General features: G+C 60.9%; 26 protein-coding genes and 1 other RNA gene. 21 read left to right on the top strand and 6 right to left on the bottom strand.

Annotated elements, in window-relative coordinates:
- Positions 1–53: 53 nt before the first annotated feature.
- Both J9892_RS05470 and J9892_RS05465 read right to left on the bottom strand, forming a co-directional pair.
- The gene (locus tag J9892_RS05470) at positions 54–1,412 is read right to left on the bottom strand and encodes a Do family serine endopeptidase (protein WP_042015057.1); all 1,359 of its coding nucleotides are present in this window, start codon (positions 1,410–1,412) and stop codon (positions 54–56) included.
- 81 nt (positions 1,413–1,493) lie between these two features.
- The gene (locus J9892_RS05465; RefSeq protein ID WP_010675856.1) at positions 1,494–1,874 is read right to left on the bottom strand and encodes a YhcB family protein; all 381 of its coding nucleotides are present in this window, start codon (positions 1,872–1,874) and stop codon (positions 1,494–1,496) included.
- Positions 1,875–2,013: 139 nt separating this feature from the next.
- Between J9892_RS05465 and zapE the strand changes: the two genes are divergently transcribed.
- From zapE to J9892_RS05425, 8 genes are all read left to right on the top strand, one after another.
- Positions 2,014–3,108 (top strand): cell division protein ZapE, encoded by a 1,095-nt coding sequence (gene zapE / locus J9892_RS05460; protein WP_210538042.1) that lies wholly within the window; start codon positions 2,014–2,016, stop codon positions 3,106–3,108.
- Between the two features lie 266 nt (positions 3,109–3,374).
- Entirely contained in the window at positions 3,375–3,803 is a 429-nt protein-coding gene (rplM, locus tag J9892_RS05455; RefSeq protein ID WP_005336289.1) for a 50S ribosomal protein L13, read from the top strand.
- 14 nt (positions 3,804–3,817) lie between these two features.
- Positions 3,818–4,210 (top strand): 30S ribosomal protein S9, encoded by a 393-nt coding sequence (rpsI, locus tag J9892_RS05450; protein ID WP_005336286.1) that lies wholly within the window; start codon positions 3,818–3,820, stop codon positions 4,208–4,210.
- Between the two features lie 299 nt (positions 4,211–4,509).
- Positions 4,510–5,100, top strand: coding sequence for a ubiquinol-cytochrome c reductase iron-sulfur subunit (petA, locus tag J9892_RS05445; protein WP_010675854.1), 591 nt, complete (start codon positions 4,510–4,512; stop codon positions 5,098–5,100).
- A 2-nt stretch (positions 5,101–5,102) separates the two neighbouring features.
- Positions 5,103–6,320 (top strand): cytochrome bc complex cytochrome b subunit, encoded by a 1,218-nt coding sequence (locus J9892_RS05440; RefSeq protein ID WP_010675853.1) that lies wholly within the window; start codon positions 5,103–5,105, stop codon positions 6,318–6,320.
- Positions 6,317–7,051 carry a cytochrome c1 gene (locus J9892_RS05435; protein ID WP_201872170.1) on the top strand — a complete coding sequence of 245 codons (735 nt, stop codon included), beginning with the start codon at positions 6,317–6,319 and terminating at the stop codon, positions 7,049–7,051. Before J9892_RS05440 ends, J9892_RS05435 begins: the two co-directional genes overlap by 4 nt.
- Positions 7,052–7,138: 87 nt before the next feature.
- Entirely contained in the window at positions 7,139–7,768 is a 630-nt protein-coding gene (gene sspA, locus J9892_RS05430; RefSeq protein ID WP_039040485.1) for a stringent starvation protein SspA, read from the top strand.
- Positions 7,765–8,196 (top strand): ClpXP protease specificity-enhancing factor, encoded by a 432-nt coding sequence (locus J9892_RS05425; protein WP_185367287.1) that lies wholly within the window; start codon positions 7,765–7,767, stop codon positions 8,194–8,196. The genes sspA and J9892_RS05425 overlap by 4 nt, the downstream gene beginning before the upstream one ends.
- 43 nt (positions 8,197–8,239) lie before the next feature.
- Here the strand turns inward: J9892_RS05425 and dolP are convergent, their stop codons facing one another.
- From dolP to J9892_RS05405, 4 genes are read right to left on the bottom strand one after another with little or no spacing between them, the layout of a single operon-like run.
- Positions 8,240–8,818 (bottom strand): division/outer membrane stress-associated lipid-binding lipoprotein, encoded by a 579-nt coding sequence (dolP, locus tag J9892_RS05420; RefSeq protein WP_103858098.1) that lies wholly within the window; start codon positions 8,816–8,818, stop codon positions 8,240–8,242.
- A gap of 4 nt (positions 8,819–8,822) precedes the next feature.
- Complete coding sequence (locus J9892_RS05415) at positions 8,823–9,413, bottom strand: SIS domain-containing protein (RefSeq protein WP_010675848.1); 591 nt, start codon at positions 9,411–9,413, stop codon at positions 8,823–8,825.
- Positions 9,414–9,422: 9 nt separating this feature from the next.
- On the bottom strand, positions 9,423–9,818 hold the full coding sequence (locus J9892_RS05410; RefSeq protein ID WP_080770042.1) for a YraN family protein: 396 nt from the start codon (positions 9,816–9,818) through the stop codon (positions 9,423–9,425).
- The gene (locus J9892_RS05405) at positions 9,736–11,526 is read right to left on the bottom strand and encodes a penicillin-binding protein activator (protein ID WP_223952598.1); all 1,791 of its coding nucleotides are present in this window, start codon (positions 11,524–11,526) and stop codon (positions 9,736–9,738) included. Before J9892_RS05405 ends, J9892_RS05410 begins: the two co-directional genes overlap by 83 nt.
- A 199-nt stretch (positions 11,527–11,725) precedes the next feature.
- Between J9892_RS05405 and rsmI the strand changes: the two genes are divergently transcribed.
- The 13 genes from rsmI (at position 11,726) to murC (ending at position 26,039) form a co-directional block, all read left to right on the top strand.
- A complete protein-coding gene (gene rsmI / locus J9892_RS05400; protein WP_103244152.1) occupies positions 11,726–12,559 on the top strand; it encodes a 16S rRNA (cytidine(1402)-2'-O)-methyltransferase in 834 nt (277 codons plus the stop codon).
- Positions 12,560–12,621: 62 nt separating this feature from the next.
- Positions 12,622–13,008, top strand: an RNA gene (gene rnpB / locus J9892_RS05395) — RNase P RNA component class A.
- Positions 13,009–13,455: 447 nt separating this feature from the next.
- Positions 13,456–13,914, top strand: a complete 459-nt coding sequence (mraZ, locus tag J9892_RS05390) for a division/cell wall cluster transcriptional repressor MraZ (protein WP_039040489.1) — start codon at positions 13,456–13,458, stop codon at positions 13,912–13,914.
- Positions 13,915–14,853, top strand: a complete 939-nt coding sequence (gene rsmH, locus J9892_RS05385) for a 16S rRNA (cytosine(1402)-N(4))-methyltransferase RsmH (protein ID WP_109421765.1) — start codon at positions 13,915–13,917, stop codon at positions 14,851–14,853.
- Positions 14,854–14,856: 3 nt separating this feature from the next.
- The gene (gene ftsL / locus J9892_RS05380; RefSeq protein ID WP_010675842.1) at positions 14,857–15,171 is read left to right on the top strand and encodes a cell division protein FtsL; all 315 of its coding nucleotides are present in this window, start codon (positions 14,857–14,859) and stop codon (positions 15,169–15,171) included.
- A complete protein-coding gene (locus J9892_RS05375) occupies positions 15,168–16,934 on the top strand; it encodes a peptidoglycan glycosyltransferase FtsI (RefSeq protein ID WP_010675841.1) in 1,767 nt (588 codons plus the stop codon). The genes ftsL and J9892_RS05375 overlap by 4 nt, the downstream gene beginning before the upstream one ends.
- A 95-nt stretch (positions 16,935–17,029) precedes the next feature.
- Positions 17,030–18,514, top strand: a complete 1,485-nt coding sequence (murE, locus tag J9892_RS05370) for a UDP-N-acetylmuramoyl-L-alanyl-D-glutamate--2,6-diaminopimelate ligase (protein WP_182721734.1) — start codon at positions 17,030–17,032, stop codon at positions 18,512–18,514.
- Positions 18,511–19,866, top strand: a complete 1,356-nt coding sequence (gene murF, locus J9892_RS05365) for a UDP-N-acetylmuramoyl-tripeptide--D-alanyl-D-alanine ligase (protein ID WP_052814460.1) — start codon at positions 18,511–18,513, stop codon at positions 19,864–19,866. The genes murE and murF overlap by 4 nt, the downstream gene beginning before the upstream one ends.
- On the top strand, positions 19,860–20,942 hold the full coding sequence (gene mraY / locus J9892_RS05360; RefSeq protein WP_010675838.1) for a phospho-N-acetylmuramoyl-pentapeptide-transferase: 1,083 nt from the start codon (positions 19,860–19,862) through the stop codon (positions 20,940–20,942). Before murF ends, mraY begins: the two co-directional genes overlap by 7 nt.
- A 3-nt stretch (positions 20,943–20,945) precedes the next feature.
- Entirely contained in the window at positions 20,946–22,229 is a 1,284-nt protein-coding gene (murD, locus tag J9892_RS05355; protein ID WP_052814461.1) for a UDP-N-acetylmuramoyl-L-alanine--D-glutamate ligase, read from the top strand.
- Entirely contained in the window at positions 22,226–23,410 is a 1,185-nt protein-coding gene (gene ftsW, locus J9892_RS05350; RefSeq protein WP_182721735.1) for a cell division protein FtsW, read from the top strand. The genes murD and ftsW overlap by 4 nt, the downstream gene beginning before the upstream one ends.
- Positions 23,407–24,474, top strand: coding sequence for an undecaprenyldiphospho-muramoylpentapeptide beta-N-acetylglucosaminyltransferase (gene murG, locus J9892_RS05345; protein WP_010675835.1), 1,068 nt, complete (start codon positions 23,407–23,409; stop codon positions 24,472–24,474). Before ftsW ends, murG begins: the two co-directional genes overlap by 4 nt.
- A gap of 110 nt (positions 24,475–24,584) precedes the next feature.
- Positions 24,585–26,039 carry a UDP-N-acetylmuramate--L-alanine ligase gene (murC, locus tag J9892_RS05340; protein ID WP_041211792.1) on the top strand — a complete coding sequence of 485 codons (1,455 nt, stop codon included), beginning with the start codon at positions 24,585–24,587 and terminating at the stop codon, positions 26,037–26,039.
- The last annotated feature ends 8 nt before the right edge of the window (positions 26,040–26,047 follow it).

The following is a 26,047-nucleotide window of genomic DNA, read 5'->3' as shown; positions in this document are numbered from 1 at the left end:
ACATTATCGATGGATAAAAATCACCCGCGGCGGTTGCCGCGGGTGTGAGGGGCTTAACGGATCACCAAATAGAGCGAGGAGTCACCGCGCTGGATGTTCAGCGCCAGGACTTCCGGCTTGTTTTTCAACACCTTGGTCAGTTCTCCCATGGAGTTGATGCGCTGGCGGTTGACCCCGATGATGATGTCGCCCTTTTGCAGGCCGGAGGCGGCTGCCGGTGAGCGGGGATCGATGTCGGAGACGGCCACGCCGGTCACGGGGTCTGTGGTGGTGCTCAGCTTGGCCCCTTCCAGTGCCGGATGCAGGGCGCTGGCCAAGATCTCGCTGTCATCCGCTTTCTTCAGGGTGACCTTGACGGTCTGCTCCTTGCCGTCACGGATGAGGCCGAGCGAGACCTGCTTGTCGGCCCCCATGGTGGCGATTTTGGCACGCAGCTCGCCGAAGGAGCGGATGGGCTTGCCATCGATGCTGATGATGATGTCGCCTGCCTTGATGCCTGCCTTGGCGGCAGCGGAGTCAGGCATGACCTGGTTGACGAAGGCACCGTCCTTCTTGTTGTAGCCGAAGGTCTTGGCGATTTCGCTGGTGAGCTCGGTGCCGGTGATCCCCAGCTGGCCACGGCGTACTTCGCCGTATTTCACGATCTGCTCGGAGAGATCGCGCACCATGTTGGACGGGATGGCAAAGCCGATGCCGATGTTGCCGCCGTTCGGGCCCAGGATGGCGGTGTTGATGCCGATCAGCTCCCCGCGCAGGTTGAGCAGGGCGCCGCCCGAGTTGCCGGAGTTGATGGCCGCATCGGTCTGGATGAAGTTCTCCAGATTTTCGATGTTGAGGCCGCTGCGACCCAGGGCGCTGACAATGCCGGAGGTGACGGTCTGGCCCAGGCCGAACGGGTTGCCGATGGCCAGCGCGTAGTCACCGACTCTCAGCTCGTCGGAGTCGGCGAACTTGATCTGCACCAGATCCTCGGCCTTGATTTGCAGCAGGGCGATATCCGACTGTTTGTCTTCCCCTATTTTCTTGGCCGCATACTCACGGCCATCCTTCAGGTTGACCTTGATCTCGTCCGCCTCGTGGACCACGTGGGCGTTGGTGATCACGTAGCCTTTCTTGGCATCGATGATGACGCCGGAACCAAGCGCCTGGAAGGGCTGCTCGCTCACCTGCTCGTCAGGCATGTTGGGGCCGAAGAAGAAGCGGAATTGCTCCGGCAGGCGTTGGCGGGTGATCTTCTTGCCAGAGACGGAGATGTTGACCACGGCAGGGGTCACCTGCTCGAGGACGGGGGCCAGGCTCGGCATCTCCTGGTTGTTCGCCATCAGGGGCAGTGCGGCCTGCGCCGGTGCTGAGGACATGGCGATACCGACACTGAGGGCTAAGACACTGAATACAGAAAGAGATTTACGCATATGAGAAACAGCTCCCAGAAAAAGTTGCAGTGCAATCGTCAAGGTCTGACCACGATAAAGCGTAATTAGTTCAACCGACGTTCAGCCCGGCTGCTTGAGCAGGCCGGACGCACCGGCGTAATCGCGGGGAGGAAGGCCCGGCTCCTCGCTGTTGGCGGCATCGCCTGTTTCTTCCACTTCGGGTTCGCGGAACAGTGGTTCCTGTACCTTGGCCAGGAACTTGCTCTGTTCCGCCATATGGCGATAAAGGGTCTGGTACTGTTCGGCCAGTTGCTCCATCAGGGCTGCGCTGTCGGCGAAGTGGGTGGTGATCTGCCCTTGGTAGCTTTCCAGCTCCTTGTGGGCTTTTTTCAGCTCCTGTTCCAGGCGTCCGGCATCCCGGCTACGGACAGAGAAGCGGCCGATCAGCACGCCGATGATCAGGGCGGCGATCGCCAGCAGGATCCCGTTAAACAGAGTCATAGAAGCTCCTTGTTACAGCTAACACGATGAATTTGAAGCGGTCGGATGGACCGCAACGCCTCGTTGGCACTATACCGTGCCCCCCGAGAGCGTGATACCATTTTGTCCCTCATTCAGGGACTTGGAGGCGGTTTACAGGATGACCCCGCAGCAAAAATATCAGCAGGATTTGCAGCGCCCCGGCTTTGTGGCCGATCCGGCCCAGGCCATGGCAGTCGCCCGCCTGGAGCGACTCTATCAGGATCTGTGCGCAAGCCCGACTCCGACCAGATCCCGTGGCCTGCTGGGTTGGCTGCAAAAGCCGAAAACCCGTGACCCCGTCCAGGGGTTATATATGTGGGGCGGTGTGGGCAGAGGCAAGACCTGGCTGATGGATACTTTTTTTGAGAGCCTGCCGGGGGAGCGCAAACTGCGCATCCACTTCCACCGTTTCATGCACCGGGTGCACTATGAGCTCAAAGGGCTGACCGGTCAGTCCGATCCGCTCAAGCTGATCGCTCGCAAGCTGGCCGATGAGACCGACGTCATCTGCTTCGACGAGTTTTTCGTCTCGGATATCACGGATGCCATGCTGCTCGGTACTCTGTTCCAGGAACTCTTTGGCCATGGCGTAGTGCTGGTGGCCACATCCAACATCCCCCCTCAGGATCTCTACCGCAACGGGTTGCAGCGTGCTCGCTTCCTGCCAGCCATCGCGCTTATCGAGCGTCACTGCGAGGTGATCAATGTCGATGGCGGTGTCGATTATCGGCTGCGAACCCTTGAACAGGCAGAGATCTATCACTTCCCGCTGGATGAGCAGGCCAGGAGCAACCTGGATCGTTATTTCAGCCAGTTGACCGGGATTGGGCAGGTGACTGGCACCGCACTGGAAGTCAACCATCGCCAACTGAGTGCACTGGGCGTGGGGGAAGGGGTGCTTTATATGGAGTTTGAACAGCTGTGCTGTACTCCACGCTCCCAGGGCGACTACATCGAACTGGCCCGTGAGTTCCACACCGTTCTGCTGGCCAATGTGCAACCCATGGGCAGCGGCACGGATGACGCGGCCCGCCGCTTCATCGCCATGGTGGACGAGTTTTATGAGCGGCACGTCAAGCTCATCATATCGGCGGCGGTCCCCATGACCGGGCTCTATGGCGAAGGCTTGCTGAATTTCGAATTCAAGCGTTGCCTTTCACGGCTTCAGGAGATGCAATCGCACGAATACCTTGCCAGAGTGCACCTTCCTTAGTCACAATACCGCGCCTGCCAGTCGGATGGGCATCTGCGGCAGGTAGGGTCGGGCGACATTTGCTAGCTTCATGGCAGTGAAATTAGCAGGTGATATTTAAGGCAACTTCACTTATAATCGCCCGGCCCACGTTACAGCTGTCGATAAGACAGCAACACTTTAAGCTTTACTTGTATTCGAAGGGGTACAGGTAGGCCATCGTTTGTTGTTTGTGGGAGAGCCCCCATAAGCAATTGGGTCTGTAACAGGTAATTGGGTTTAACTTAATGAAAACTTTCGTTGCCAAGCCAGAAACCGTAAAACGTGACTGGTACATTGTGGACGCAGAAGGTAAAACTCTGGGTCGTATCGCAACCGAGATCGCTGCTCGTCTGCGTGGTAAGCACAAAGCCGAGTACACTCCGCACGTTGACACCGGTGACTACATCATCGTTGTAAACGCTGAGAAGGTACACGTAACCGGTAAGAAATTTACCGACAAAATGTACCACGCTCACTCCGGTTTCCCGGGTGGTATCAAGTCCATCAGCTTCGACAAGCTGATTCAGCGTAAGCCGGAAATGGTAATCGAAGCTGCCGTCAAGGGCATGCTGCCGAAGGGCCCGCTGGGCCGTGCCATGTTCCGTAAGCTGAAAGTTTACGCAGGCGCAGAGCACGCTCATGCTGCTCAGCAACCTCAAGTACTGGATATCTAACGGGAACTGGCAACATGGCAGAAAATCAATACTACGGTACCGGCCGTCGCAAAAGCTCCACTGCTCGCGTATTCATCAAAGCGGGTAGCGGTAAAATCGTAATCAACCAGCGCTCCCTGGAGCAATACTTCGGCCGTCCGACTGCCCGCATGGTAGTTCGTCAGCCGCTGGAACTGGTCGAGATGACCGAGAAACTGGATCTGTACATCACCGTTAACGGTGGTGGCATCTCCGGTCAAGCTGGTGCGATCCGCCACGGTATCACTCGTGCTCTGATGCAGTACGACGAGACCCTGCGTTCCGAACTGCGTAAAGCTGGCTTTGTTACTCGTGATGCCCGTAAGGTTGAGCGTAAGAAAGTCGGTCTGCACAAAGCGCGTAAGCGTCCGCAGTACTCCAAGCGTTAATTCGCTTTTGGTACGCACTCTCAGGAGTGTCAAAAAAGCCTGGCAATTTGCCAGGCTTTTTTTATTGGTAATGTTACATGTGACAATGCTAAGCATACGTCACAAAAGACAAAAAATTGTGTATTTATTGTTTTTGCCCATCGACTCCCTTTCTTGTCAAATTGTTATCTTTTCTTTAATATTTCCATGGTCTTTCTGTGTCAATTGCCACTCCGCTTCCATTGCAGTTGTCAGAGGGAGAGGAGAAGTAAACAGGGACACTATAAGAATGAGCGGAGTCCACATGGGAGAGTTTTTGGATGAGCAATGCGCCAGTTGATACCGGTCGCCGCAGATTTCTTACCTGGTCAACGGTTGCCGTTGGCGGTGTAGGAGCTGCTTTTACCGCAGTGCCGTTTATTAAGTCATGGAATCCGAGTGCCAAAGCCAAGGCGGCAGGCGCCCCGGTTGAAGTGGATATCAGCAAGCTGGAGCCGGGTCAGCTAATCCGCGTCGAGTGGCGTGGTAAACCGGTCTGGGTGGTGAAGCGTACCAAGCAGACGCTGGATGCTCTGGCTGCACACGATGACAAGCTGCGGGATCCTGCGTCAGACGAGCCACAGCAACCGGACTATGCCCACAATGGCTACAGATCCATCAAACCGGAAATCTTCGTGGCCGTTGGCATCTGCACTCATCTGGGATGCTCCCCTTCCTATCTGCCCGACAGCTTCGGCGAGCAGGTTCAAGGGGTAACTTCCGGCTTCTTCTGCCCCTGCCATGGCTCCAAATTCGACATGGCTGGTCGAGTGTTCCAGGGCGTACCCGCACCGCTGAACCTGGTCATTCCGCCATACCAATTTCTTAGCGACACCACCATTCTGGTCGGTGCCGATGGCAAGGAGGCCTGACCATGTTTGCCAAACTCATGGGCTGGATCGATGATCGTTTCCCGCTCACGGCCATGTACAACGACCATATGGCCAAGTATCCGGCGCCCAAGAACCTGAACTTCTGGTACTTCTTCGGCTCGCTTGCCATGTTGGTGCTGGTCAACCAGATCATCACCGGCATCTGGCTGACCATGAACTACAACCCCTCGGCGGAAGGTGCCTTCGCTTCCGTGGAATACATCATGCGGGATGTGGATTACGGCTGGCTGCTGCGTTACATGCACTCAACCGGGGCATCCGCCTTCTTCATCGTGGTCTACCTGCACATGTTCCGCGGCATGATCTACGGCTCTTACCAGAAGCCACGGGAACTGCTGTGGATCTTCGGCATGCTGATCTTCCTGGTGCTGATGGCCGAGGCCTTCATGGGTTACCTGCTGCCCTGGGGGCAGATGTCGTTCTGGGGGGCCCAGGTCATCATCTCGCTGTTCGGTGCCATCCCCGTTATCGGTGACGATCTGACCCTGTGGATCCGGGGGGACTATGTCATCTCGGGTGCGACCCTGAACCGCTTCTTTGCGCTGCACGTCATCGCTCTGCCGCTGGTGCTGGTGATGCTGGTGGCCATGCATATCCTGGCGCTGCACGAGGTGGGCTCCAACAACCCCGATGGCATCGACATCAAGAAGCACAAGGACGAGAACGGCTGGCCACTGGATGCGGTCGCATTCCACCCCTACTTCACCGTGAAGGACATGATCGGGGTAGCCGGTTTCCTGTTCTTCTTCTGTGCCATCATCTTCTTCAAGCCGGACATGTGGGGCTATTTCCTCGAGAAACCGAACTTTGAGGTGGCCAATGGCCTGAAGACACCGGCGCATATTGCCCCGGTCTGGTACTTCACTCCCTTCTACGCCATCCTGCGTGCGGTGCCTGACAAGCTGCTGGGGGTCATCATGATGGGCCTCTCCATCGTGGTGCTGTTCCTGTTGCCCTGGCTGGATCGCTGCAAGGTGCGCTCGGTGCGTTACCGCAGCACCCTGCACAAGCTGAACATCGCCCAGTTCGTGGTCTGCTTCATTATCCTGGGGGTGCTGGGCGTGCTGCCATCAACCCCGACCCTGACGCTGATTGCACAACTCTGTACTCTGGGTTATTTCGGATTCTTCGTCCTGTTGTTCTTCTACAGCAAGAATGAGAACACCAAGCCGCTGCCGGAGAGGGTGACATTCAAATGAAAAGAATAATTTTTGCAGTGCTGGCCCTGCTGCCTGGTCTGGTGTTGGCCTCTGGCGGTGGCTTCCCCCTCGACAAGGCGGAGTACGATCTGAGTGACAAGGCATCCCTGCAACGGGGGGCCGCCACCTTCATGAATTACTGTGCCGGCTGTCACTCCACCCAGTACCAGCGTTATAACCGGGTGGCGGCCGACATCGGTATTCCGGACGATCTGATGAAGGAGAACCTGGTCTTCACCGGCGCCAAGATCGGCGATCTGATGAAGAGCACCATGTCCGAGAAGGATGCTGCTCGCTGGTTCGGTGCGCCGCCCCCCGACCTGACCCTGGTTGCCCGGGTGCGTGGTGCAGACTGGATCTACACCTATCTGCGTTCCTTCTACGTGGACGAAACCCGTCCATTCGGGGTGAACAACGCCGTCTTCCCGTCCGTGGGTATGCCCCATGTGCTGGAGCCGTTGCAGGGGACGCCCCGCGCCGAGTTCGAGACGCACACCCTGGATGGCGTGGAGATGCAGCAAGTCGTCAGCATCAAATCTGACGGCAACGGTGAAATGAACAACGAAGAATATGATCAGACGGTACTGGATCTGGTAAACTTCTTGGTCTACTCGGCTGAGCCGGTGCAGCAGGAGCGCGAACGCATGGGCTTCTGGGTACTCGGATTCATCGCTATCTTCTTCATCTTCACTGTGCTGTTGAAGAAGGAATTCTGGCGCGACGTTCACTAAGCGACCAGATCGGAGTAATATGACGCACGGCAATGAAGACAGACATGCTTCATTGCCGTTTCTGCTTTTTAATGACGGGAGGGTTCAATGGCTGTAGCTGCCAATAAGCGTTCGGTAATGACGCTGTTTTCCGGTGCCAACGATATGTTCAGCCATCAGGTGCGTATTGTCCTGGCGGAGAAGGGTGTTAGCGTGGATATCTGCCAGGTTGATCCTGCCAACCTGCCGGATGAGCTGGCCGAGCTGAACCCGTACAACACTGTACCGACTCTGGTGGATCGCGAGCTGGCGTTGTACACCTCGCGCATCATCATGGAGTATCTGGACGAGCGTTTCCCGCATCCGCCCCTGATGCCGGTTTATCCGGTCGCGCGCGGCAACAGCCGTTTGATGATGCACCGCATCGAGCTGGACTGGTACTCTCTGGCCGACAAGATCATGGCGGGCACCGATACCGAAGCCGCCCGTGCCGAGTTGCGCGACAACCTGCTGGCCATCGCCCCCATCTTCGGCGAGATGCCCTACTTCATGAGCGAAGAGTTCGGTCTGGTCGACTGCTACATGGCGCCGTTGCTGTGGCGTCTGCCGAGCCTGGGCATCGATTTCACCGGCCGTGGCGCCAAAGAGCTGAAGGCTTACATGGTACGCCTGTTCGAGCGTGAATCCTTCCAGGCTTCCCTGACCGAGGCCGAGCGCGAGATCCGTGCCGGCGTATGAGCATGGAACCGACAATGACACCCAGTCGCCCGTATCTGCTGCGGGCGTTTTTTGACTGGTTGCTGGATAACGATCTGACACCCCATCTGGTGGTCAATGCCAACATTCCCCATGTGATGGTACCGATGCAGTTCGTGCAGGATGGCCAGATTGTTCTGAACATAGCCCCCCGGGCCGTGGGCCAGTTCCACATGGACAATGACGCTGTCAGCTTCAGCGCCCGTTTCGGTGGCGTATCGCAGCAGGTCTATATCCCCATGGCGGCCGTACTGGCCATCCATGCCAGGGAGAACGGAGTGGGGACCCTGTTCCCGCCGGAGCCCGGGTATGACCTCTGGCTGGAACAGGCACAGTCACCCACGTCGGTTGACCCCGAGCCGGAACCACCGCGCCCGAGCGGTCGCCCGACCCTGAAAGTCATCAAATAAAAAACGCAGCCTGAAGGCTGCGTTTTTTCATCCTGCCAGATGGTCAATTCTGGGCAAACTCGAAGGCTTTGATCACCTGCTTAACGCCGCTGACGTGGCGGGCGATTTCCACGGCCTGATCCCCTTCCTGGCGAGTGACCAACCCAATGAGGAACACCTCGCCATTCTCGGTGACAACCTTCACCTTGGCGCTATCGAAGTTCTTGGTGCCCAGCATGTCGGCCCGCACCTTGGAGGTGATCCAGGTGTCATTGCTGCGCACGCCGATACTGACTGGTTTGCCAAGGCGCAGCTCGTTGTAGACATGGCGAACCCCTTCAATCCGGCTCACGATTCTGCCCGCTTCCTGTTTGTAAGCGTCAGAGGGTGTCTGACCCACCAGCAGCACACGGCCGTTGTTGCTGTAGACACTGATCTTGCTGGCGGCGCTCAGGGGCTTGTTGTCGGCCAACAGGTTGGCGGCTTTCAGCTCTATGGTCTGATCGTCCCACTGGGCACCCAGGGTGCGGCGATCGCCGCTCGCCTTGGCGGTGCCAGCCGCGCCACCGACCACCACGGCAGCACAGCCTTGCAGCAGCAGGACGCCGGTCAGCAGGACAAGAGCGAGAATAGGCTTCTTCATGGTTTCAGTCTTCCTGTTGCGGGAAAAGTGTCTGGTCGATGAGATCACAGAGACAGTGCAGGGTCAACAGGTTCACTTCCAGAATACGAGGACGGCGAGCGGAAGGAACGCGGATCTCCACGTCATTGGGGCCCAGCAGACCGGCGATCTCTCCCCCGTCTCCGCCACCGAGAACAATGATGGTCATGTCGCGGGAGAGGGCGGCCTCCGCAGCCTTGATGAGGCTGCGGCTGTTGCCTGTCGTGGTGATGACCACCAGGATGTCGCCTGGTTGTCCCAGAGCACGTATCTGTTTGGCATAGACCTCTTCGAAACCGTGATCCGTGGCGATGGCGCTGATGGTCGCCATGTCGGGCGTCAGGGCGAGACCGGGCAGGGACGGGCGAGGCGTTTCATAGCAGTTCACCAGTTCGGAAATGAACAGCTGTGCCAATGCCGAGGAGGGACCATTGCCACATGCCATCACCTTGTGGCCATTGAGCAGGCAGATGGTCAGCATCTGGGCTGCCGTATGGATGGCATCCGGCAGTGCTTCGGCGGCAGCTATCTTGGTCTGGATGCTCTCGGTGTAATTCTCTTTGATGGGATCAGTCATGGGGTCCTCTTAAAACGCGTTCTGGATCCAGTCCGGCTGGTCGCCCTCGAACGCGATCACATCGAATCGACAGGCCTGGTTGGCCTCATTGATGGCATGTTGCTTGAAATAGTGGCGCGCGGCCAGCACGATCTTGTGCTGCTTGCGCCGGGTGACCGAGCTGGCGGCACCGCCATGAGTGGCGTTGGCGCGATATCTCACTTCAACGAACACCAGGGTCTCCCCCTGGCGCATGATGAGATCGATCTCGCCGCCACGGCAGCGGTAGTTGCGGGTCACGGGTTGCAGGCCGCGGGCCTGCAACCAGCGTTCCGCTATTTGCTCAAAGTGTTGTCCCTTGCTCGTCGCTGCCGACGGCAACAGGTTCAACCACTGCTGGTGAAGTTGTGTCAGTAGCCTCTTCATGAGTCGCATCCTCCAGCTGGGGGGCGGCGCTGTCGCTGACCAGCTTGCCATTCTGGTAGGTGGCCCAGTCCAGCATGCGCACTATGTTGCCCTGGGGATCCACGCTCAGCTGGCCGCTCATGCCGGGTTGCTGCATGGCATTGACCTTGCGCATTTGCGGCAGGTTGCCTGCCAGGCTGACGGCATCGTAGCCGAGGGCGAACAGGCGCAGCAGGTCGCCCTGGGTCTGGGGCCAGAGCAGGGCAATCTGTTCACGCTGCGTCTCGAAGCCACCCAGCAGCAGTGGCATGTCGGAGATATGCATGCCGTTGAGCTCGGATGCCACCTCGGTCGTCCCGCCGTCGTATCCCCGCGAGCTGCTGTAGATGGGCAGGCTGCCCATGGGATTGACCGAGATGTCCACATAGGGCTTGATCATCCGGGTCTCCAGGCTGTTGGCCACCACATAGACGGCGTCGATGCTGCGCGGCGCGGCATCAGACAGCTGGACAATCTCCCCGGCTCGTGCGGTGGAACGGCCGCTCAGAGCGTTCTTGACCATGCCCTGCACTTCGTTGCGCGCCCCGAAGGTGGCAACCACGGGCTTCTCCTGGCTGACGCCGGCCCAGGCCTGCTCAAACGCCTTGATACTGCTGTAGCCAATCCGGCCTTGTGCCGCGATCAGCAGCGGCTTGCGGTAGCCCTGACCATAGAGGTACTGGGCCGCCTGGCTCGCATCGGCAGCGGCGGAGAGTGAGAAATAGAAGGTGTTGTCGTTGACGATCGGCTTGTCCAGCTCGTTGAGCGCCAGCACCGGCACGGTCGGATTCGACTTGAGCAGCTCCTCCACCTGATCCTTGAGCAGGGGGCCGATGATCATGTTGGCCCCTTCCTGAATGGCCTGCTTGTAGAGGTCCCCCATCGCCTTGCCCTGGGTATCATAGAAGTTCAGGGTGAACTGGCTCTGATTTTCCTTGTAGGACATCAACATGCCGTTGCGGATGGCGGCGCCCTGGGCTTCCAGGTTGCCGGAGAGCGGCAGGAAGACGGCGATCTGCTGCAGCGAACCGTTGTCCGTGATAGCGAGATCCCCAAGGCCGGCAGGCATGTCGCTCTGGGCAGGGTGGTTAGGGAAGCTCTGCTTCCAGCCGGCAAGCTGGCGGGCCAGCTGGCTCGGCTGTGCCCCGAATTCGTTCACCAGCGCCGCAAGACGCAGCCAGCCGGTGGTCACATCGGGAGCTGGCTCCTCTTCGAGCGCCTGCAGGGTGGAGGGGGTCATGCTTTTCAGCAGTGACCAGATCTGCTGGTGATTGGTGGCCAGCTCATTCTTGGCCAGATAAGGTTCCAGCAGGATCAGCGACTTGGCCGCACCAAACTTGTTGTTGATGTCGAGCTGCAGCACCACACGCTGGCGGTACCAGTCCTTCTGGGTATCGGCATCCAGCACCACATCCGGCTTGCCTTCCAGCAGGATCAGCGCCTGGTTGGCGTTGCCCTGGGCGAGCAGCAGGTGTGCCTGCAGCAGTTGCAACTGCGCCTGCTGCTCCGGGCTCTTCGCCTGCTTCTGCAACTGCTGATACAGGGCGGCAGCCGGTTTGGCCTGGCCGAGCGCCAGATAGCTGCGCGCCGCCATCATCTGCCACACGAAGGCCTCTGCCGGTTTGGCGGGATCCACCTGCTCCAGATACCACTGGGCATTCTTGGTCAGATCCGAGAAGGCTGACGGCATGCCGGGTTGTCCGGAAGATTGATTGGGCTCCGACGCACAGGCGGCGAGCAGGACTGCCGCGAGTAGGATGCCGAAGAGTCGTGATACACTTAGCTGCTTTATAACCCGGTTCAAGTTCATTCCCCGACCAGTGTTGAAATTCTCCATAGTGTAAACGGGCCAATATGGCGACACAATTGTCGGGACACTCGGAGCTCCCATGAGTGACATCCCAACCCTGTATATAGTCCCCACTCCGATCGGCAATCTGGCCGACATCACCCAGCGAGCACTGGACGTGCTGCGCAGCGTCGATCTGGTGGCCGCCGAGGATACCCGGCATACCGGGATCCTGCTCAGCCACTACCAGATCTCGGTATCGACCTTTGCCCTGCACGATCACAACGAGCAGCAAAAGGCGGATGTGCTGATCGCCCGCATCAAGGAGGGCAAGAGCGTGGCCCTGGTCTCCGATGCGGGGACGCCGCTCATCAGCGACCCCGGTTATCACCTGGTCACCCGTTGTCGCGAAGCCGGGGTCAAGGTGGTGCCGCTGCCCGGTCCCTGCGCTGCCATCACGGCGCTGTCCGCCGCCGGGCTGCCCACCGACCGCTTCGCCTTCGAGGGTTTCCTGCCGGCCAAGGCCAAGGGGCGGGATGATCGCCTGCAAGCCGTCATCGAAGACACCCGCTCTCTGGTGTTCTACGAATCGCCGCGCCGGGTGCAGGATACCGTGGAAGCGATTGCTCGCATCCTTGGCGAGCGCCAGGTGGTGGTGTGCCGCGAGCTGACCAAGACCTTCGAGTCCATCCACGGTCTGCCCGCCTCCGAGATGCTGGCCTGGCTCGGAGAGGACGATAACCGTTGCCGCGGGGAGATCGTGCTGGTGGTCGCCGGTGCCAGCAAGGTGGATGACGAGTTGCCTGCGGAGGCGATCCGCACCCTGGGCCTGCTGGTCGGCGAGCTGCCCCTCAAGAAGGCTGCAGCCCTCACCGCCGAGATCCACGGGGTGAAGAAGAACGCCCTCTACAAATACGGTCTTGAGCACTATTAATTGCCGTAAACCGGAATTGACGGTTTACCCCGTCCGTCTCGCGAGGCTATAATCCGCGCCTCGGAGTTGGCTGGGCAATCGCTGCTTCGTCGTTGTGTCCCTCGGGACAGACGGGCGGAGGGGAGGAAAGTCCGGGCTTCACAGGGCAGGGTGCCAGGTAACGCCTGGGGGGCGCGAGCCTACGACCAGTGCAACAGAGAGCAGACCGCCGATGGCCCGCAAGGGATCAGGTAAGGGTGAAAGGGTGCGGTAAGAGCGCACCGCGCGACTGGCAACAGTTCGTGGCACGGTAAACTCCACCCGAAGCAAGACCAAATAGGCCCCTATTGGCGCGGCCCGCGTTGGGGGCGGGTAGGTTGCTTGAGCCAGCGAGCGATTGCTGGCCTAGAGGAATGATTGCTACCCGGGGCAACCCGGTACAGAACCCGGCTTACAGGCCGACTCCGACCTCTTTCCTGAAGAGCCTTGCGATTTATCGCAAGGCTCTTTTTATTAACCATAAAGTACTGCCTCGGTTGACTCGTGATATTTACTGTTGGGCTAGCTATGTTTAACAAATGTATTTTATATCAATCTGTTATGTGGAATTTTTCCATGTTCTGAATATCGTGATGGCGCTGGAGAAGCGCGGCCTGTATGGCTGATGTTTATTCGTGCAATTTGTCAGTTTTTTAATTGCTGAAAATTAATCGAGTTGCGGGTAACACAAATAACTTGTGGAAAATCAATTCATTTAATCGGTAGTCCCATCACGCTGCGTCAATATGTTCCCCATGCCCGAGATCCTTGCTTGAAAAGCCCCCTGCTCGTCCTTAAACTTCATGGTGGAGAAAAGTGGATCAAAGTGGTTTTATTGGGCATCTAGCCCCCATAACTCACCTTTCGGGGACTGCAATTTGTTGCGTGGCGCTCACGCCATCAGCCTGGACAGCAAGGGGCGGTTGGCGATTCCGACCAAATTTCGTGATTGGCTGCGCGACGAGTGCGACGGCCAGCTGGTCTGCACCATCGACATCGCCCATCCCTGTCTGCTGCTTTATCCCCTGAATGAATGGGAAGAGGTGGAGCGCAAGCTGAAGACCCTTTCCAGCACCAACCCGGCGGAACGCCGCCTGCAGCGTCTGCTGCTCGGCCACGCGGCCGAATGCGAACTGGATGGCAATGGCCGTCTGCTGCTCAGCCAGCCGCTGCGCAGCCATGCCGGGCTGGACAAGAAAGTCATGCTGGTGGGCCAGCTCAACAAATTCGAGCTGTGGGATGAAGCCCGCTGGCAACAACAGATCAACGACGACATCCTGGGCCTGCCCGAGGACGACTGGGCAAGTTCACCACGACTACAGGATTTTTCTTTATAAATGACCCAAGCCGCTGAACACATCACAGTGCTGTTGCACGAAGCCGTCGAAGGGCTGGCCATCAAGCCGGACGGTATCTACGTCGACGGTACCTTTGGCCGGGGTGGTCACTCTCGTCTCATTCTCCAGCATCTGGGCCCGAACGGCCGTCTGATCGCCATCGACCGGGATCCCCAGGCCATTGCCGAGGCGGCCAAGATCCAGGATCCCCGTTTCGAGATCGTGCACGGTCCCTTCTCCGGCATCACCCGCTATCTGACCGAGCGCGGCCTGCTGGGCAAGGTCGATGGCTTCCTGCTGGATCTCGGTGTCTCCTCCCCCCAGCTTGACGATGCCGAACGTGGCTTCAGCTTCATGAAGGACGGCCCGCTCGACATGAGGATGGATCCCACCTCCGGTCAGAGCGCCGCCGAGTGGCTGGCCCGTGCCGATGTGGACGACATCGCCTGGGTGCTGAAAACCTTCGGTGAGGAGCGCTTCGCCAAGAAGATTGCTCGCGCCATCGTACACGATCGGGTGACCGAGCCCTATGTGCGCACCCGCCAACTGGCGGAGATGATTTCCCGGGTCAACCCGAGCAAGGAGAAGGGCAAGCACGCGGCGACCCGCAGCTTCCAGGCCATCCGCATCTATATCAACAGCGAGCTGGACGAGATCGAAACCGCCCTCAACGGCGCGCTGGACGTGCTGGCTCCTCACGGCCGTCTCTCCGTCATCAGCTTCCACTCTCTGGAAGATCGGCTGGTGAAACATTTCATTCGCAAGCACGAGAAAGGTCCTGAAGTACCCCACGGCATCCCCCTGACTGAAGCCCAGCTTGCCGGTGGTCGCAAGCTGAAGTCGATCGGCAAGGCGCTCAAGCCTTCCGACCACGAGGTCAATGAAAACACCCGGTCCCGCAGTTCGGTGCTGCGGGTCGCAGAGCGTCTTGCGGAGTAAACGATGAGCGACGTGCGCGTTCACCTCGCCAGGGAGATCGTTGCGGATCTCTGGCGCCACAAGTTGCAGGTCCTGTTGACCGTCGCCGTGCTGGTCACCGCCTTTGCGGTGATCCTGGTGACCAACATGACCCGGGGTCTGACGGCCAAGCAGAACGATCTGATGGCGGAGGAGGACAGGCTCAACATCGAGTGGCGCCACCTCTTGCTGGAACAGGGCACATTGGCTGAGCACTCCCGGGTGGCGAGTCTGGCCATGGACAAGTTGCAGATGGCTCGTCCCCTGGTGACCACTGAAAAGGTAATTACACAACCATGACACGCAAGGCCGCCACCAAGGCTCCGGCAAAGGACAAAGCCAAGGCGAAAGCACCCTCACTCTACCCGTGGCGCTTTCGTACCCTGGTTTTCTTCATCGGCATCGCGTTTGCGGGGCTGATCCTGCGGCTGGCCTGGATCCAGGTGATCGATCCGGACAGACTGCGCCAGGAGGGGGATATGCGCTCCCTGCGCACCACCTCCACCCAGGCGGTGCGCGGCATGATCACGGACCGCAATGGCGAACAGTTGGCGGTATCCGTGCCGGTCGAAGCGGTCTGGGCCGATCCCAAGACGGTGCACGAGTCCGGTGCCATCCACAACGAGCGTGCCTGGCTGGCACTCTCCGCCGTGCTCAAGCTCGACATCAACACCCTCAAGCATCGCATCGCCAACCCGAGCAAGCGCTTCGTCTATCTGCAGCGACAGGTGACGCCTGCGGTGGCCGAGTACATCAAGGGGTTGAAGCTGGGGGGCATCTATCTGCGCCCCGAGGCGCGCCGTTTCTACCCGACCGGCGAGATAAGCTCCCACCTGGTGGGGGTGACCAACATCGATGGCAGCGGCATCGAGGGGATTGAGCGCAGCTACAACGAGTGGCTGACCGCAACCCCTGGCGAGATGAGGGTGCGCAAGGACAGGCAGGGCCGCGTCATCGAGCGCCTGGGCCTGGTGAAAGAGGGCAAGCACGCCAACGATCTGCAACTGAGCATCGATCAGCGGGTGCAGGCGCTGGCCTATCGCGCCCTCAAACGGGCCACCGACGAGAACAAGGCGACCTCCGGCTCCATGGTGATGCTGGATGTGAAGACCGGCGAGGTGCTCGCCATGGTCAACACCCCCTCCTACAACCCGAACAACCGCGGCCAGTACCAGAGTTTCCGGGTGCGAAACCGGGTGGTGACCGATACCTATGAGCCGGGTTCCACGGTCAAGCCATTGATTTTGCTTAGTGCCTTGCAAGCCGGTGTCACCAGCTGGAAGGACTTCATCCCGGGCGGTCCCCTCTTCATCGGGGCCAAGCAGATCCGTGACGTGAGTATCCACAAGGCGACCAACCTGTACGACATCCTGCGCTACTCCTCCAACATCGGCATGTCGCGCATCGCGCTGCGGATGCCGGCCCAGGAGATGATCAACACCCTGAGCATGGTGGGCTTCGGCATGGACACCGGCAGCGGCCTGATGGGGGAGAGCAGCGGCATGCTGCCCCAGCGTCGCCGCTGGTCCGACATCGAGCGAGCTACCCTGTCGTTCGGTTATGGTCTGCGAGTGACCCCGCTGCAGCTGGCCTCCGCCTACGCCACCCTGGCCAACAAGGGCAAGCGGGTACCGCTCTCCATCATCAAGGTGACCAAGCCGCCCAAGGGTGAGCAGGTCATCGATCACAACAACGCCGCTGCCATGTTGCAGGCGCTGGAGTACGTGGTCAGCAATGCCATTCCCAAGGCCCAGATCCCCGGTTATCGGGTCGGTGGCAAGAGTGGTACCGCCAAGGTGGCCGTGGCTGGGGGCTATGGCAAGGACTACATGGCCTGGTTTGCCGGTTTCGCACCGGCCAGCAATCCCCGTTTCGTTATGGTGGTGGTGATCAACGAACCCAAGGGGGATGCCTACTACGGCGGTGCCGTGGCGACCCCGCCCTTTGCGGAGGCCATGGGAGGCGTGTTGCAGCTCTTCAACATCCGTCCCGATGCGATCCCGCCCGAGGTACCCGCCAAACTTGCCCGCACGGAGGCCAACAATGGCGCACCGCGTACTTGACGGGCATCCGGCTTTTTCCATCGACCCCGCTGCTGTCGGGGCGTTTTCCATGGCGTGTACGAGCGCCCGCATTCCCGCATTTTCGGAGGCTTCCCATGCCGCCCCGCACACTTGATCAACTGATGAGCCGCTTCGGCATCGATGCCCCAGCGCTTTCCCTCACCGATCTCCAGCTCGACAGCCGGCGGGTCGGTCCCGGCTCGCTCTTCGTGGCGATTCGTGGCCATCAGGTGGATGGCAGGCGCTTCATCGAACAGGCGGTGGCTCAGGGAGCGACCGCCGTGCTGTTTGAGGAGGACGGAGAATTCGTCCCTCCGGCGACCCAGATCCCCTGCATCGGCATGAGGGATCTTCCCGCTCGCCTCTCCGAGCTGGCCGGTCATTTCTACGGTCACCCTGCGCAAAAGCTGCAACTGGTGGGCATCACGGGCACCAACGGCAAAAGCACCACGGCCCTGCTGGTGGCCAACTGGCGCACCCTGCTGGGGGGCAAGGCCGGGGTCATGGGCACCATAGGCAACGGTCTGTTTGGCGAGCTCATCGAAGCAGAGAACACCACGGGCAGCGCGGTCCAGGTGCAGGCCAATCTGGCCGCCTTGCAGCAGCAGGGGGCTGATCTGGTGGCGATGGAGGTCTCCAGCCACGGTCTGGTGCAGCATCGCGTGGCGGCCCTGCCGTTTGCCTCGGCAGTCTTCACCAACCTGAGTCGGGATCATCTGGACTATCACGGCACCATGGAGGCCTATGCCGCCGCCAAGGAGGAGCTGCTGAAGCTGGTGGATGAGCCTTGCGCCGTCATCAACGCCGATGACCATCTGGGACGGCAATGGCTGGCGACCTATCCCGGTGCGGTGGCCTTCGGGGTTCATGGTCCGATTGAAAACCATGCTGGACGACAACTGACGGCGCAGGATCCCCATTTCCACCAACAAGGTTTTGATACGCGCATTAACTCCAGCTGGGGGAATGGTGTATTATCCGCCCCCTTGCTCGGCCGCTTCAACGTCAGCAACGTGCTGGGCGCCATGGGCGCCATGCTGGTGCTCGGCTACGACTTCGATGACCTGCTGGCGACGGCCCCCAGACTGCAACCGGTGACCGGTCGCATGGAGTGCTTCGGCGGTGGCGATGCGCCGCTCGCCGTGGTCGATTACGCCCACACCCCGGATGCGCTGGAGAAGGCATTGCAGGCCCTGCGGGTGCACTGTCACGGCCGGCTCTGGTGCCTGGTGGGTTGTGGTGGCGACAGGGATCGCGGCAAGCGTCCCATGATGGCTGCCATGGCGGAGCAGCATGCGGACTGCGTGATCCTGACCGACGACAATCCCCGTACCGAGGAGCCGGCCCGGATCATGGCCGACATGGTGGCGGGTCTTCGCGATCCCGGCGCCGTGCAGATTGAGCATGACAGGACAAAGGCAATCCAGTTGGCACTGAGCCAAGCGAGCAAAGAGGACATCATCCTGGTGGCCGGCAAAGGCCACGAGGATTATCAGATCATTGGAACCGACAAGCGGCACTACAGCGATCGGGAAACCGTCGCAGCCGCCTTGCACACATTAATGGAGTCATTCAAATGATGACCCTCAGGCTTGCCGACCTGGCGCAGGTGCTCGATGCCCGTCTGATCGGGGACGACCATGAGATCACGGCGGTCAGCACCGACACCCGTACCCTGGGCGCGGGGGCGCTGTTCGTGGCCCTGCGCGGCGAGCGTTTCGACGCCCACGATTTCTGCGACCAGGCGGTTGCCGCCGGCGCCAGTGCCCTGCTGGTGGAGCGCGAATTGCCGCTGGCCATTCCACAACTGGTGGTGGGCGACACCCTCAAGGGGCTTGGGCGTCTGGGCAGGTTGGTGCGCGAGCGCATCAATCCGAAAGTGCTCGCCATCACCGGCAGCTGTGGCAAAACCACGGTGAAAGAGATGGCGACGGTCATCCTGCGTTGTGAAGGGGAGGTGCTGGCCACCGCCGGCAACTTCAACAACGAGGTGGGGGTGCCGCTGACCCTGCTGCGCCTCGAGCCGCAACACCAGTTCGCGGTGATGGAGCTGGGAGCCAACCACCCGGGCGAGATCGCCTGGACCACGTCGCTCGCCAGACCCGACGCCGCCATCATCAACAACGTCGCTGCCGCGCACCTGGAAGGCTTTGGCTCCCTGGAAGGGGTGTTCCATGCCAAGAGCGAAATCTTCGAAGGGTTAGGCGAGGGCGGCACCGCCATCGTCAATGCCGACAACGAGTTCTGGCCGAAGTGGCGTGAAAAGGGCATCCACTGCGCCTTCTCCCTTGAGGATCAGCGTCAGCCGTTCCACGCCCGCGACATCGTGCTCAACGAGCAGGGTTGTGCCGGCTTCGTGATGGTGACGCCCCAGGGAGAGATGAATCTGACCCTGGCCATTCCGGGTCGCCACAACGTGGCCAACGCCCTGGCTGCTGCCGCCGGTACCCTGGCCCTGGGCGCATCGCTTGCGTCCGTCAAGGCGGGACTGGAGCAGATGGCGCCGGTCAAGGGCCGTTTCTGCGTGCAACGCTGGGGTGGCCTCACTCTGGTGGATGACACCTACAACGCCAGCGTGGAGTCCGTGCTGGCGGGTATCGATGCCCTGACCGCCATGAACGGCTACAAGGTGCTGGTATTCGGTGACATGAAAGAGTTGGGTGAGGAGTCCGCCGCGCAGCATGCCCGGGTCGGACACCACGCCCGTGAGCAGGGCCTCGATGCCGTGCTGACCGTAGGGGAACAGAGTCGCCACACCGCAGATGCCGCGGCTGGCCGACATTTCGATAACAAGGCGTCGTTGTTTGAAGTGCTTGCGCAAATGATAAAGACACATCAGGAAATTTCGATTCTGGTCAAGGGCGCCCGTGGCTCCCGCATGGAAGATATCGTCGAGATGGTCAAGGGCCATCAGGAGTCAGCCACATGCTAGTCTGGCTGGCGGAACTGCTCACCCCGCACTTCACCTTCTTCAACGTCTTCTCCTACCTGACGTTTCGCGCCATCCTGTCGATCATCACCGGTCTGGTGGTGGCGCTCTGGATGGGGCCGCGCCTCATCCGTCGCCTGCAGATCATGAAGTTCGGCCAGGTGATCCGCAACGACGGTCCCGAATCCCACCTCAGCAAAAAGGGCACCCCGACCATGGGCGGCCTGATGATCATTGCCGCCATCTTCACTTCTGTGCTGCTCTGGTGCCGCCTCGATAACCCCTATGTCTGGCTGGTGCTGTTCGTGCTGGGGGCCTATGGTGCCATCGGCTTTGCCGATGACTATCTCAAGGTGGTGCGCAAGAACACCGATGGCCTCATCGCCCGCTGGAAGTACTTCTGGCAGTCCGCCGTCGCGCTGGGTGTGGCAGTCTTCCTCTACGCCACGGCCACCCACGATGGTCAGACCCAGCTGGTGGTCCCCTTCCTCAAGGATGTGATGCCCCAGCTCGGCCTGATGTTCATCCTGCTGACCTACTTCGTCATCGTCGGTACCTCCAACGCGGTCAACCTGACCGATGGCCTGGATGGCCTCGCCATCATGCCCACCGTGATGGTGGCGGGGGGCTTCGCCCTGATCGCCTGGGCGACCGGTAACGTCAACTTCGCGAACTACCTGCACATTCCCTACGTGCCCTACACCTCCGAACTGGTGATCGTCTGTACCGCCATCGTGGGCGCGGGCCTGGGCTTCCTCTGGTTCAACACCTACCCGGCCCAGGTCTTCATGGGGGACGTCGGTTCCCTGGCCCTGGGCGGCGCGCTCGGTACCATCGCCGTGCTGGTGCGCCAGGAGTTCCTGCTGGTGATCATGGGGGGCGTCTTCGTGATGGAGACCGTCTCGGTGATCCTGCAGGTCGGATCCTACAAACTGCGCGGCGTGCGGATCTTCCGCATGGCCCCCATCCATCACCACTATGAGAAGAAGGGCTGGCCGGAGCCGCGCGTCATCGTGCGCTTCTGGATCATTACCCTCATGCTGGTGCTGCTTGGCCTCGCCACCCTGAAGGTGAGGTAAGCCATGGTCATCATCATCGGACTCGGCAAAACCGGACTCTCCTGCGTCGATTACTTCCTCGACCGCGGCGTCACGCCGCTGGTGATGGACACCCGTGCCAATCCGCCGGGCAAGGACGAGCTTCCCCCCGAGGTGGAGCTCATCCACGGGTTGGACGCTGAGCGGCTCAAGCAGGCGCACATGATAGTGGCGAGTCCGGGCATCGCCCTGGCGACTCCGGAGTTGAAGGCCGCCGCCGAGTTCGGGGTGCGCATCGTCGGTGACATCGAACTGTTCGTGCGTGAAACCCAGACGCCCGTCATCGCCATCACCGGCTCCAACGGCAAGAGCACGGTCACCACGCTAGTGGGTGAGATGATCGCCGAGGCGGGACTCAAGGTCGGTGTGGGGGGCAATATCGGCATCCCGGCGCTGTCGCTCCTCAAGCAGCCCATGGATCTCTGCGTGCTGGAGCTCTCCAGCTTCCAGCTGGAGACCACCTACAGCCTGCGGGCCGCCGCCTCCGTGGTCTTGAACCTCAGTGAAGATCATATGGATCGCTATACCGGCATGGCGGATTACCGCGCCGCCAAGATGGAGATCCATCAGCACTCCCAGCACATCCTGATCAATCGCGACGATCCCCAGACCCTGCCCGATGTGGGTCAGGTGTGGCAGAGTTTCGGCCTCGACTGCAACGGCTACGGTCGCTGCGAGCTGGAGGGCCGTCACTGGCTGACTTTGCACGGTGAGCCGCTCCTGGCGGTGGACGAGATGAAGATAGTGGGTGCCCACAACCAGGCCAATGCCCTGGCGGCCATGGCCCTGTGCGATGCGGTGGGCATTCCCCGCGAGGCACAACTTGCCGTGCTGCGCCGCTTTGAAGGGCTGCCTCACCGTGCCCGCTTCGTGCGGGAGGTAAATGGGGTGCGCTGGATCAACGACTCCAAGGCCACCAACGTGGGGGCGACCCTGGCCGCCGTGGCCGGGGTGCGTGAAGCGGTCAAGGGCCGCCTGCTGCTGCTGGCCGGTGGCCAGGGCAAGGGGCAGGACTTCGGCCCGGTGCAGGCGCTGCTCGGCAGCCAGATCGATCACATGTACTGCTTTGGTCAGGATGCCGAGGTGCTGCTGGCCCTGGGCGAACAGACCGAGCGGGTTGCCGATCTTGACGCTGCTGTCGCCAAGGCGGCGACCGACGCCAGGCCTGGTGACTGGGTGCTGCTGGCGCCGGCCTGCGCGAGCCTGGATCAGTTCAAATCCTTTGAAGCGCGCGGCGATCGCTTCACCGAACTGGTGATGGGCTTATGAACGCCCTGCGCATGGTTGCGGGATTCTTGCAGCGCTGGTTGCTACCGGCACGCCCCGCCGGTCTCTACGATCGGCAACTGGTGGTACTGGCCCTCGCCCTGATGGGCGTCGGGCTGGTAATAGTGGCGTCCGCTTCCATTCCTGAGGGGATCGCCATCAACAACGATCCCTTCATGTTCGTGAAGCGCCACGGCATGTTCCTGGTGATGGCGCTGGGGATCTCCTGGTTCGTGTTGCAGGTGCCCATGGCACGCTGGCAGCACTACAACGGCCCCATGTTGTTGCTGGCCATCGTGCTGCTGGTGATGGTGTTGCTGGTGGGCCGCAGCGTCAACGGTTCGGTACGCTGGCTGCCGCTGGGCCCCTTCAACTTGCAGCCGGCCGAGTTCGGCAAGCTGGCGCTGTTCGTCTATCTGGCGGGTTATCTGGTGCGCCGTCAAAGCGAGGTGCGCGAACGCTTCATCGGTTTCATGAAACCCATGACGGTGCTGTTCGTGGTGGCCATCCTGCTGCTGGCCCAGCCGGATCTCGGGTCAGTGGTGGTGATGTTCGTCACCTCCCTCGGGATGCTGTTCCTGGCCGGTGCCCGGCTGGTGCAGTTCATCGGTCTCATCCTGGTGGGGGTGAGCGCCGTGGTTACCCTGATCATCGCGGAGCCCTACCGGATGCGGCGGGTGACCTCCTTCCTCGACCCCTGGGCAGACCCCTTCGGCAGCGGCTATCAGCTGACCCAGTCCCTGATGGCCTTTGGTCGGGGGAGCTGGTTTGGCGAGGGGCTCGGCAACTCCATCCAGAAGATGGAGTACCTGCCGGAGGCCCACACCGACTTCGTGTTCGCCATTCTGGGCGAAGAGCTGGGCTACGTGGGGGTGCTTGGCGCACTCTTCCTGATTTTTGCGCTGGCGGTGAAGGCGCTCAAGCTGGGTCACCAGGCGCTGGTGGCCGAGCGGCTCTATGAAGGTTATCTGGCCATCGGCATCGGCATCTGGTTCAGCTTCCAGACTTTCGTCAACGTCGGTGCCGCCAGCGGCATGATGCCTACCAAGGGGCTGACCCTGCCGCTGGTCAGTTATGGCGGCTCCAGTCTCATCATCATGATGGTGGCGGTGAGCATGTTGATTCGTATCGATTTCGAGTTGCGCCAGGCGAGTGCCCAGGCGCGCGTGCGGGAGGTTGCGTGAGCAAGACGTTACTGGTGATGGCGGGTGGTACCGGGGGGCATGTGTTCCCCGGCCTGGCCGTCGCCGATCGCCTCAAGGCCCAGGGCTGGACCATCCACTGGCTTGGCACTGCCGACCGGATGGAGGCGGAGCTGGTGCCTGCCCATGGTTATCCCATCTCCTTCATCGACATCCAGGGGGTGCGTGGCAACGGCATCAAGCGTCTGCTCGCGGCGCCCTACCGTGTCATCAAATCCGTGCTGCAGGCCCGCCAGGTGCTCAAGACCATCCAGCCCGATGTGGTGCTGGGCATGGGGGGCTTCGCCTCCGGCCCGGGTGGCGTGGCCGCCTGGCTGTCCGGCATTCCGCTGCTGCTGCACGAGCAGAATGCCGCCGCCGGCCTGACCAACAAGCTGCTGGCCCGTATCGCCAGGCGGGTACTGATGGCCTTCCCGGGTGCCTTCGCCCCCAATGCCCGTACCGCCGTGGTGGGCAACCCGGTGCGCCCCGAGGTGGTGGCGCTGCCGGATCCCCAACTGCGCAGCAGCAGCGATCCTCTGCGCCTGCTTGTGGTCGGTGGCAGCCTGGGGGCCAGGGTCCTCAACGAGCAGGTGCCTCCTGCGGTTGCAGCTGCCGGTGTGCCCATCGAGGTGCGTCACCAGTGCGGCAAGGGCAACGGGGAGGCCGTGGCTGCCTCCTATGCCGGGCTGGGGGTCGAGGCCGAGGTGAGTGAATTTATCAAGGACATGGCGGATGCCTATGCCTGGGCTGACCTGGTGGTGTGCCGCGCCGGCGCATTGACCGTCTCCGAAGTGGCCGCTGCCGGTGTGGCCGCCATCTTCGTGCCCCTGCCCCATGCGGTGGACGATCACCAGACCCGCAACGCCCTGACCCTGGTCGACGGCGGAGCGGCCGAGTTCCTGCCCCAGTCCGAGCTGACACCGGCGGCGCTGGCGTCGCGCCTATCCTGGCTCGCCGGGCGCAGGGAAACCCTGTTGAACATGGCCCAGGCCGCGCGCCGGGTCGCCATCATCGATGCTGCCGAACGGGTTGCCGATGAGTGCAAACGGCTCGCCACCGGCTGAGCCAAACGAGATGGAAGGCCAAGATGTGCCGCCAAGGCCCCGCTTCTGTCTTCGAACTGATGAATGTCGCCGAATGAAAATGGCCTGTGGCCACGAATTGAGAAAGAACTATGACCAAGGTTGAACTGGCAAAACTGCGTACCGTTATCCCCGAAATGCGCCGCGTGCGTCGCATCCACTTCATCGGCATCGGTGGCGCCGGTATGGGCGGTATTGCGGAAGTGCTTGCCAATGAAGGGTATCAGGTGACCGGCTCTGATCTGGCCCGCAACGGGGTGACCGAACGCCTGGCCTCTTTGGGCGCACACATTTTTGTCGGTCACAGTGCCGAGCATGTGGACGGTGCCAGCGTGGTGGTGGTTTCCACCGCCATCAAGCAGGACAACCCCGAGCTGCTGGCTGCCCGCGAGCTGCGTATTCCCGTGGTGCGCCGCGCCGAAATGCTGGCTGAGCTGATGCGCTTCCGTCACGGCATCGCCATTGCCGGGACCCACGGCAAGACCACCACCACCAGTCTGGTGGCGAGCATCTATGCCGAGGCGGATCGCGACCCCACCTTCGTCATCGGCGGTCTGCTCAACAGCGCCGGCACCAATGCCCGCCTGGGCAGCAGCCGTTATCTGATTGCCGAGGCGGACGAGAGCGACGCCTCCTTCCTGCATCTGCAACCCATGGTTTCCATCGTGACCAATATCGAAGCGGACCACATGGACACCTATGGTGGCGATTTCTCCAGGTTGAAGGCCACCTTCATCGATTTCCTGCACAATCTGCCGTTCTACGGCCTGGCCGTGGTGTGCGTGGATGACCCCGTGATCCGCGGCATGCTGCCGGAGATCGCCCGTCCTACCCTCACCTACGGTCTGAGCGATGATGCCGATGTGCAGGTGCTGGACTTCGTGCAGACCAGCAATCGCAGCCGCTTCCGGGTGCGCCGTGCAGGGGCGGGTGAGCTGGAGGTGACCCTGAATCTGCCGGGCATCCACAACGCCCTCAACGCCGCCGCCGCCATCGCGGTGGCAACCGAAGACGGCATCGGCGACGAGGCCATCATCCAGGCACTTTCCAAGTTTGAAGGGGTGGGGCGCCGCTTCCAGCAATATGGCGAGTTTGAAACCGGCCGTGGCAAGGCCATGCTGGTGGACGATTACGGTCATCACCCGAGCGAAGTGAAGGTGACCATCAACGCCGCTCGCGCCGGCTGGCCCGAGAAGCGGCTGGTGATGGTGTTCCAGCCGCACCGCTACAGCCGTACCCGGGATCTCTACGAAGATTTCGCGGATGTGCTTTCCAAGGTGGACGTGCTGGTGATGCTGGAGGTCTATGCCGCCGGTGAGGAGCCCATTCCCGGTGCCGATGGTCGTGCCCTGTGCCGTTCCATCCGCTCCCGCGGCACCCTGGAGCCCATCTTTGTCGCAACGCCGGACGATGTGCCCGCGGTGCTGGCCGACCTGATTGGCGAGGGGGATCTGGTATTGACCCAGGGGGCGGGTAACGTCGGTGCGCTGGCCCGTCGTCTCGGCGAGATGAAATTGAGCGTGGATAGCATGAAATCCGGTGCCTGAGGGCCCAA

Origin of the sequence: Aeromonas sp. Prich7-2, from assembly GCF_017939255.1 — a bacterium.
Classification (GTDB): Bacteria; Pseudomonadota; Gammaproteobacteria; order Enterobacterales; family Aeromonadaceae; genus Aeromonas; species Aeromonas caviae.
This window is presented reverse-complemented; position numbering and strand designations above follow the sequence as displayed.

What these genes read in the sequence shown, in the direction of transcription:
- J9892_RS05470 (WP_042015057.1), bottom strand. Translation starts at nt 1,412, where the DNA reads ATGCGTAAATCTCTTTCTGTATTCAGTGTCTTAGCCCTCAGTGTCGGT.
- J9892_RS05465 (WP_010675856.1), bottom strand. Translation starts at nt 1,874, where the DNA reads ATGACTCTGTTTAACGGGATCCTGCTGGCGATCGCCGCCCTGATCATC.
- zapE (WP_210538042.1), top strand. Translation starts at nt 2,014, where the DNA reads ATGACCCCGCAGCAAAAATATCAGCAGGATTTGCAGCGCCCCGGCTTT.
- rplM (WP_005336289.1), top strand. Translation starts at nt 3,375, where the DNA reads ATGAAAACTTTCGTTGCCAAGCCAGAAACCGTAAAACGTGACTGGTAC.
- rpsI (WP_005336286.1), top strand. Translation starts at nt 3,818, where the DNA reads ATGGCAGAAAATCAATACTACGGTACCGGCCGTCGCAAAAGCTCCACT.
- petA (WP_010675854.1), top strand. Translation starts at nt 4,510, where the DNA reads ATGAGCAATGCGCCAGTTGATACCGGTCGCCGCAGATTTCTTACCTGG.
- J9892_RS05440 (WP_010675853.1), top strand. Translation starts at nt 5,103, where the DNA reads ATGTTTGCCAAACTCATGGGCTGGATCGATGATCGTTTCCCGCTCACG.
- J9892_RS05435 (WP_201872170.1), top strand. Translation starts at nt 6,317, where the DNA reads ATGAAAAGAATAATTTTTGCAGTGCTGGCCCTGCTGCCTGGTCTGGTG.
- sspA (WP_039040485.1), top strand. Translation starts at nt 7,139, where the DNA reads ATGGCTGTAGCTGCCAATAAGCGTTCGGTAATGACGCTGTTTTCCGGT.
- J9892_RS05425 (WP_185367287.1), top strand. Translation starts at nt 7,765, where the DNA reads ATGAGCATGGAACCGACAATGACACCCAGTCGCCCGTATCTGCTGCGG.
- dolP (WP_103858098.1), bottom strand. Translation starts at nt 8,818, where the DNA reads ATGAAGAAGCCTATTCTCGCTCTTGTCCTGCTGACCGGCGTCCTGCTG.
- J9892_RS05415 (WP_010675848.1), bottom strand. Translation starts at nt 9,413, where the DNA reads ATGACTGATCCCATCAAAGAGAATTACACCGAGAGCATCCAGACCAAG.
- J9892_RS05410 (WP_080770042.1), bottom strand. Translation starts at nt 9,818, where the DNA reads ATGAAGAGGCTACTGACACAACTTCACCAGCAGTGGTTGAACCTGTTG.
- J9892_RS05405 (WP_223952598.1), bottom strand. Translation starts at nt 11,526, where the DNA reads ATGCCGTCAGCCTTCTCGGATCTGACCAAGAATGCCCAGTGGTATCTG.
- rsmI (WP_103244152.1), top strand. Translation starts at nt 11,726, where the DNA reads ATGAGTGACATCCCAACCCTGTATATAGTCCCCACTCCGATCGGCAAT.
- rsmH (WP_109421765.1), top strand. Translation starts at nt 13,915, where the DNA reads ATGACCCAAGCCGCTGAACACATCACAGTGCTGTTGCACGAAGCCGTC.
- ftsL (WP_010675842.1), top strand. Translation starts at nt 14,857, where the DNA reads ATGAGCGACGTGCGCGTTCACCTCGCCAGGGAGATCGTTGCGGATCTC.
- J9892_RS05375 (WP_010675841.1), top strand. Translation starts at nt 15,168, where the DNA reads ATGACACGCAAGGCCGCCACCAAGGCTCCGGCAAAGGACAAAGCCAAG.
- murE (WP_182721734.1), top strand. Translation starts at nt 17,030, where the DNA reads ATGCCGCCCCGCACACTTGATCAACTGATGAGCCGCTTCGGCATCGAT.
- murF (WP_052814460.1), top strand. Translation starts at nt 18,511, where the DNA reads ATGATGACCCTCAGGCTTGCCGACCTGGCGCAGGTGCTCGATGCCCGT.
- mraY (WP_010675838.1), top strand. Translation starts at nt 19,860, where the DNA reads ATGCTAGTCTGGCTGGCGGAACTGCTCACCCCGCACTTCACCTTCTTC.
- murD (WP_052814461.1), top strand. Translation starts at nt 20,946, where the DNA reads ATGGTCATCATCATCGGACTCGGCAAAACCGGACTCTCCTGCGTCGAT.
- ftsW (WP_182721735.1), top strand. Translation starts at nt 22,226, where the DNA reads ATGAACGCCCTGCGCATGGTTGCGGGATTCTTGCAGCGCTGGTTGCTA.
- murC (WP_041211792.1), top strand. Translation starts at nt 24,585, where the DNA reads ATGACCAAGGTTGAACTGGCAAAACTGCGTACCGTTATCCCCGAAATG.